The organism is Sinanaerobacter chloroacetimidivorans (genome assembly GCF_018128545.1).
Taxonomy (GTDB): domain Bacteria; phylum Bacillota; class Clostridia; order Peptostreptococcales; family Anaerovoracaceae; genus Sinanaerobacter; species Sinanaerobacter chloroacetimidivorans.
This window is the reverse complement of sequence record NZ_JAGSND010000041.1, coordinates 1-4,982: the sequence shown is the minus strand read 5'-3', so window position 1 is coordinate 4,982 and position 4,982 is coordinate 1. Positions and strand designations below refer to the sequence as shown.

The following is a 4,982-nucleotide window of genomic DNA, read 5'->3' as shown; positions in this document are numbered from 1 at the left end:
TCCGAAGAAATTCGGAACTTTAGATACCAAATTTTATTAAGAGTTTGATCCTGGCTCAGGATGAACGCTGGCGGCGTGCCTAACACATGCAAGTCGAGCGGTATACATTGGAATGAAACTTCGGTCGAGTGAAGATGTAGAGAGCGGCGGACGGGTGAGTAACGCGTAGGCAACCTGCCCCATACAGAGGGATAGCCTCGGGAAACCGGGATTAAAACCTCATAATGCGAAGGATTCACATGTTTCCTTCGCCAAAGATTTATCGGTATGGGATGGGCCTGCGTCTGATTAGCTAGTTGGTGAGGTAACGGCTCACCAAGGCAACGATCAGTAGCCGACCTGAGAGGGTAATCGGCCACATTGGAACTGAGACACGGTCCAAACTCCTACGGGAGGCAGCAGTGGGGAATATTGCACAATGGGCGAAAGCCTGATGCAGCAACGCCGCGTGAGCGATGAAGGCCTTTGGGTCGTAAAGCTCTGTCCTTGGGGAAGAAAAAAATGACGGTACCCTTGGAGGAAGCCCCGGCTAACTACGTGCCAGCAGCCGCGGTAATACGTAGGGGGCAAGCGTTATCCGGAATTATTGGGCGTAAAGAGTGCGTAGGTGGTTTTGTAAGCGCGGGGTGAAAGGCTATGGCTCAACCATAGTAAGCCTTGCGAACTGTAAGACTTGAGTGCAGGAGAGGAAAGCGGAATTCCTAGTGTAGCGGTGAAATGCGTAGATATTAGGAGGAACACCAGTGGCGAAGGCGGCTTTCTGGACTGTAACTGACACTGAGGCACGAAAGCGTGGGGAGCAAACAGGATTAGATACCCTGGTAGTCCACGCCGTAAACGATGAGCACTAGGTGTCGGGGCCGCAAGGTTTCGGTGCCGCAGTTAACGCATTAAGTGCTCCGCCTGGGGAGTACGCACGCAAGTGTGAAACTCAAAGGAATTGACGGGGACCCGCACAAGCAGCGGAGCATGTGGTTTAATTCGAAGCAACGCGAAGAACCTTACCAGGACTTGACATCCCTCTGACAGTCCCTTAACCGGGATCTCTCTTCGGAGCAGAGGAGACAGGTGGTGCATGGTTGTCGTCAGCTCGTGTCGTGAGATGTTGGGTTAAGTCCCGCAACGAGCGCAACCCTTGTCATTAGTTGCCAGCAGTTCGGCTGGGCACTCTAGTGAGACTGCCGGGGATAACTCGGAGGAAGGTGGGGATGACGTCAAATCATCATGCCCCTTATGTTCTGGGCTACACACGTGCTACAATGGCTGGTACAAAGAGAAGCGAGACCGCGAGGTGGAGCAAATCTCAAAAACCAGTCCCAGTTCGGATTGTAGGCTGCAACTCGCCTACATGAAGTTGGAGTTGCTAGTAATCGCGAATCAGAATGTCGCGGTGAATGCGTTCCCGGGTCTTGTACACACCGCCCGTCACACCATGGAAGTTGGGGGCGCCCGAAGTCGGTCAGTTAATAGGCTGCCTAAGGCGAAATCAATGACTGGGGTGAAGTCGTAACAAGGTAGCCGTATCGGAAGGTGCGGCTGGATCACCTCCTTTCTAAGGAGACTTAAATTTCTGCACTATGAGTTCTATATGGGCTTGTAGCTCAGGTGGTTAGAGCGCACGCCTGATAAGCGTGAGGTCGGAGGTTCGAGTCCTCCCAAGCCCACCACTTACATACTATGTATGTAAATATGAAGACTACGATGTAACCGCTCATTGGGCGGTGAAAAATCGAAGTGTACCTTGAAAACTGAACAATGCAAAATATACAAATTAACAACGAAATCGAGGTTGTGTAGAGATACACAGCAAAAGTTAAAAAACTATACGCACCTATCTACATCTTTAGATGTAAAGAAGGTGCTACGTCAGGAATTCACAAATCTTGATTTGTAGAATTCTACGACGCACAAAGTCTTTAAGATAATGTGAAAGGGTTTTAACTACAATTTCAAAATTAATTTACCGAGAAACCAGAAAATTACGAGTTAGTTAACAAGTAATAAATAGCTGACAAACGCAGTCAGCGATTCACTTAGGTCAAGTGAAGAAGAGCATAAGGTGAATGCCTTGGCACTAGGAGCCGAAGAAGGACGTGGCAAGCTGCGATAAGCTGCGGGAAGGCGCAAACAGCCGATAATCCGCAGATTTCCGAATGAGGAAACTCACCTGTGGTAATGCGCAGGTACCCTATACTGAATCCATAGGTATAGAGGAGGTAACCCGGGGAACTGAAACATCTAAGTACCCGGAGGAAGAGAAAGAAACATCGATTCCCTAAGTAGCGGCGAGCGAACGGGGAAGAGCCCAAACCGGATTTATCCGGGGTTGTGGACCACTCAAAACGCGAAGCGTGTATAGTCGAAGAGAACTGGAAAGTTCTACCGCAGAGGGTAAAAGTCCTGTAGACGAAATGCACAAATCGTAGAGTGGCACCAGAGTACCACCAGGCACGTGAAACCTGGTGGGAAGCAGGGGGGCCCACCCCCCAAGGCTAAATACTACCTAGTGACCGATAGAGAATAGTACCGTGAGGGAAAGGTGAAAAGAACCCCGGGAGGGGAGTGAAATAGAACCTGAAACCTTATGCTTACAAGCAAAGGGAGCGCAAGTGACCTTGTACTTTTTGTAGAACGGGCCAACGAGTTATGGTATGCAGCAAGGTTAAGGTGTTAAGCACCGGAGCCGAAGCGAAAGCGAGTCTGAATAGGGCGAATTAGTTGCATGCTGTAGACCCGAAACCGGGTGACCTATCCATGTGCAGGTTGAAGTATCCGTAAAAGGATATGGAGGACCGAACTCATGTCTGTTGAAAAAGGCTGGGATGACGTGTGGATAGCGGTGAAATTCCAATCGAACCCGGATATAGCTGGTTCTCCTCGAAATAGCTTTAGGGCTAGCCTCAGTTAAAAGATACTCGGAGGTAGAGCACTGAATGTTCTAGGGGCCTTCACCGGTTACCGAAAACTATCAAACTCCGAATGCCGAGATATTGTTTACTGGGAGTCAGACTGTGTGAGATAAGTTTCATAGTCGAAAGGGAAACAGCCCAGACCAACAGCTAAGGTCCCAAAATGTAAGTTAAGTGGAAAAGGATGTGGAGCTGCATAGACAACTAGGATGTTGGCTTAGAAGCAGCCACTCATTTAAAGAGTGCGTAATAGCTCACTAGTCGAGTGGCTCTGCGCCGAAGATAAACGGGGCTAAAACTTACTACCGAAGCTTTGGAATGATTCTAACGAATCATTGGTAGAGGAGCATCGTATATGGGCAGAAGGTGTATTGTAAGGTATGCTGGACTGTATACGAGAGAGAATGTTGGCATGAGTAGCGTAAGGCAGGTGAGAATCCTGCCCACCGAAAATCTAAGGTTTCCTGAGGAAGGTTCGTCCACTCAGGGTAAGTCGGGACCTAAGCCGAGGACGAAGGTCGTAGGCGATGGACAACTGGTTGAGATTCCAGTACCACCGAAAATCGTTTGAGCGATGTGGGGACACAGAAGGATAAGCTGAGCGCACCGTTGGTTGAGTGCGTCTAAGCGTCGAGGGAGATCAGGTAGGCAAATCCGCTTGATCAATTCTGAGGCGTGATGGGGAGGGAAATTAAAGTACCGAAGCAGCTGATTTCACGCTGTCAAGAAAAGCCGCTAGCGAGATTGTAGGTGCCCGTACCGCAAACCGACACAGGTAGATGAGGAGAGAATCCTAAGGTGAGCGAGAGAACTATTGTTAAGGAACTCGGCAAAATAACCCCGTAACTTCGGGAGAAGGGGTGCCAGCGCAAGCTGGCCGCAGTGAAAAGGCCCAGGCGACTGTTTACCAAAAACACAGGTCTCTGCTAAAGCGAAAGCTGATGTATAGGGGCTGACGCCTGCCCGGTGCTGGAAGGTTAAGGGGACTGCTTAGAGCAATCGAAGGCATGAACTTAAGCCCCAGTAAACGGCGGCCGTAACTATAACGGTCCTAAGGTAGCGAAATTCCTTGTCGGGTAAGTTCCGACCCGCACGAAAGGCGTAACGATCTGGGCACTGTCTCAACAATAGACTCGGTGAAATTGTAGTACCGGTAAAGATGCCGGTTACCCGCAGCAGGACGGAAAGACCCCGTGGAGCTTTACTGCAGCTTGATATTGGATTTCGGCGTTGCATGTACAGGATAGGTGGGAGACTAAGAAGCCAGGACGCCAGTTTTGGTGGAGTCACCGTTGGGATACCACTCTTGTAACGTTGAAGTTCTAACCACGTACTGTTATCCAGTACTGGGACAGTGTCAGGCGGGCAGTTTGACTGGGGCGGTCGCCTCCTAAAGAGTAACGGAGGCGCCCAAAGGTTCCCTCAGCGCGGTCGGAAATCGCGCGAAGAGTGTAAAGGCAAAAGGGAGCTTGACTGCGAGACAAACAGGTCGAGCAGGGACGAAAGTCGGGCTTAGTGATCCGGTGGTTCCGAGTGGAAGGGCCATCGCTCAACGGATAAAAGCTACCCCGGGGATAACAGGCTTATACCCCCCAAGAGTCCACATCGACGGGGGTGTTTGGCACCTCGATGTCGGCTCGTCTCATCCTGGGGCTGAAGTAGGTCCCAAGGGTTGGGCTGTTCGCCCATTAAAGAGGTACGCGAGCTGGGTTCAGAACGTCGTGAGACAGTTCGGTCCCTATCCGCTGTGGGCGTTGGAAATTTGAGTGGAGCTGTCCTTAGTACGAGAGGACCGGGATGGACATACCTCTGGTGTACCAGTTGTTCTGCCAAGGGCATGGCTGGGTAGCTATGTATGGACGGGATAAGCGCTGAAAGCATCTAAGTGCGAAGCCCCCCACAAGAAGAGATTTCCTCCAGAAATGGTAAGACCCGTGAGAGACTATCACGTTGATAGGTCGGAGGTGTAAGCACAGTAATGTGTTCAGCTGACCGATACTAATAGGTCGAACGCTTGACCAATGGTTTCAAGTAAGAATAGATATTTTGACATTGTTCGGTTTTGAGGGTACA

1 tRNA gene and 2 rRNA genes are annotated in these 4,982 nt (G+C 50.3%); all 3 read left to right on the top strand.

Going from position 1 to position 4,982, the window contains the following annotated elements:
* The first annotated feature begins 32 nt into the window (after positions 1 to 32).
* The 3 genes from KCX82_RS22685 to KCX82_RS22675 all read left to right on the top strand — a co-directional run bounded on the left by KCX82_RS22685 (position 33) and on the right by KCX82_RS22675 (position 4,931).
* A 16S ribosomal RNA gene (locus tag KCX82_RS22685) occupies positions 33 to 1,552 on the top strand.
* A gap of 38 nt (positions 1,553 to 1,590) precedes the next feature.
* A tRNA-Ile gene (locus KCX82_RS22680) sits at positions 1,591 to 1,667 on the top strand.
* Between the two features lie 369 nt (positions 1,668 to 2,036).
* Positions 2,037 to 4,931 (top strand): 23S ribosomal RNA (locus KCX82_RS22675).
* The 16S and 23S rRNA genes sit together here with 1 tRNA gene alongside, the layout of an rRNA operon.
* The last annotated feature ends 51 nt before the right edge of the window (positions 4,932 to 4,982 follow it).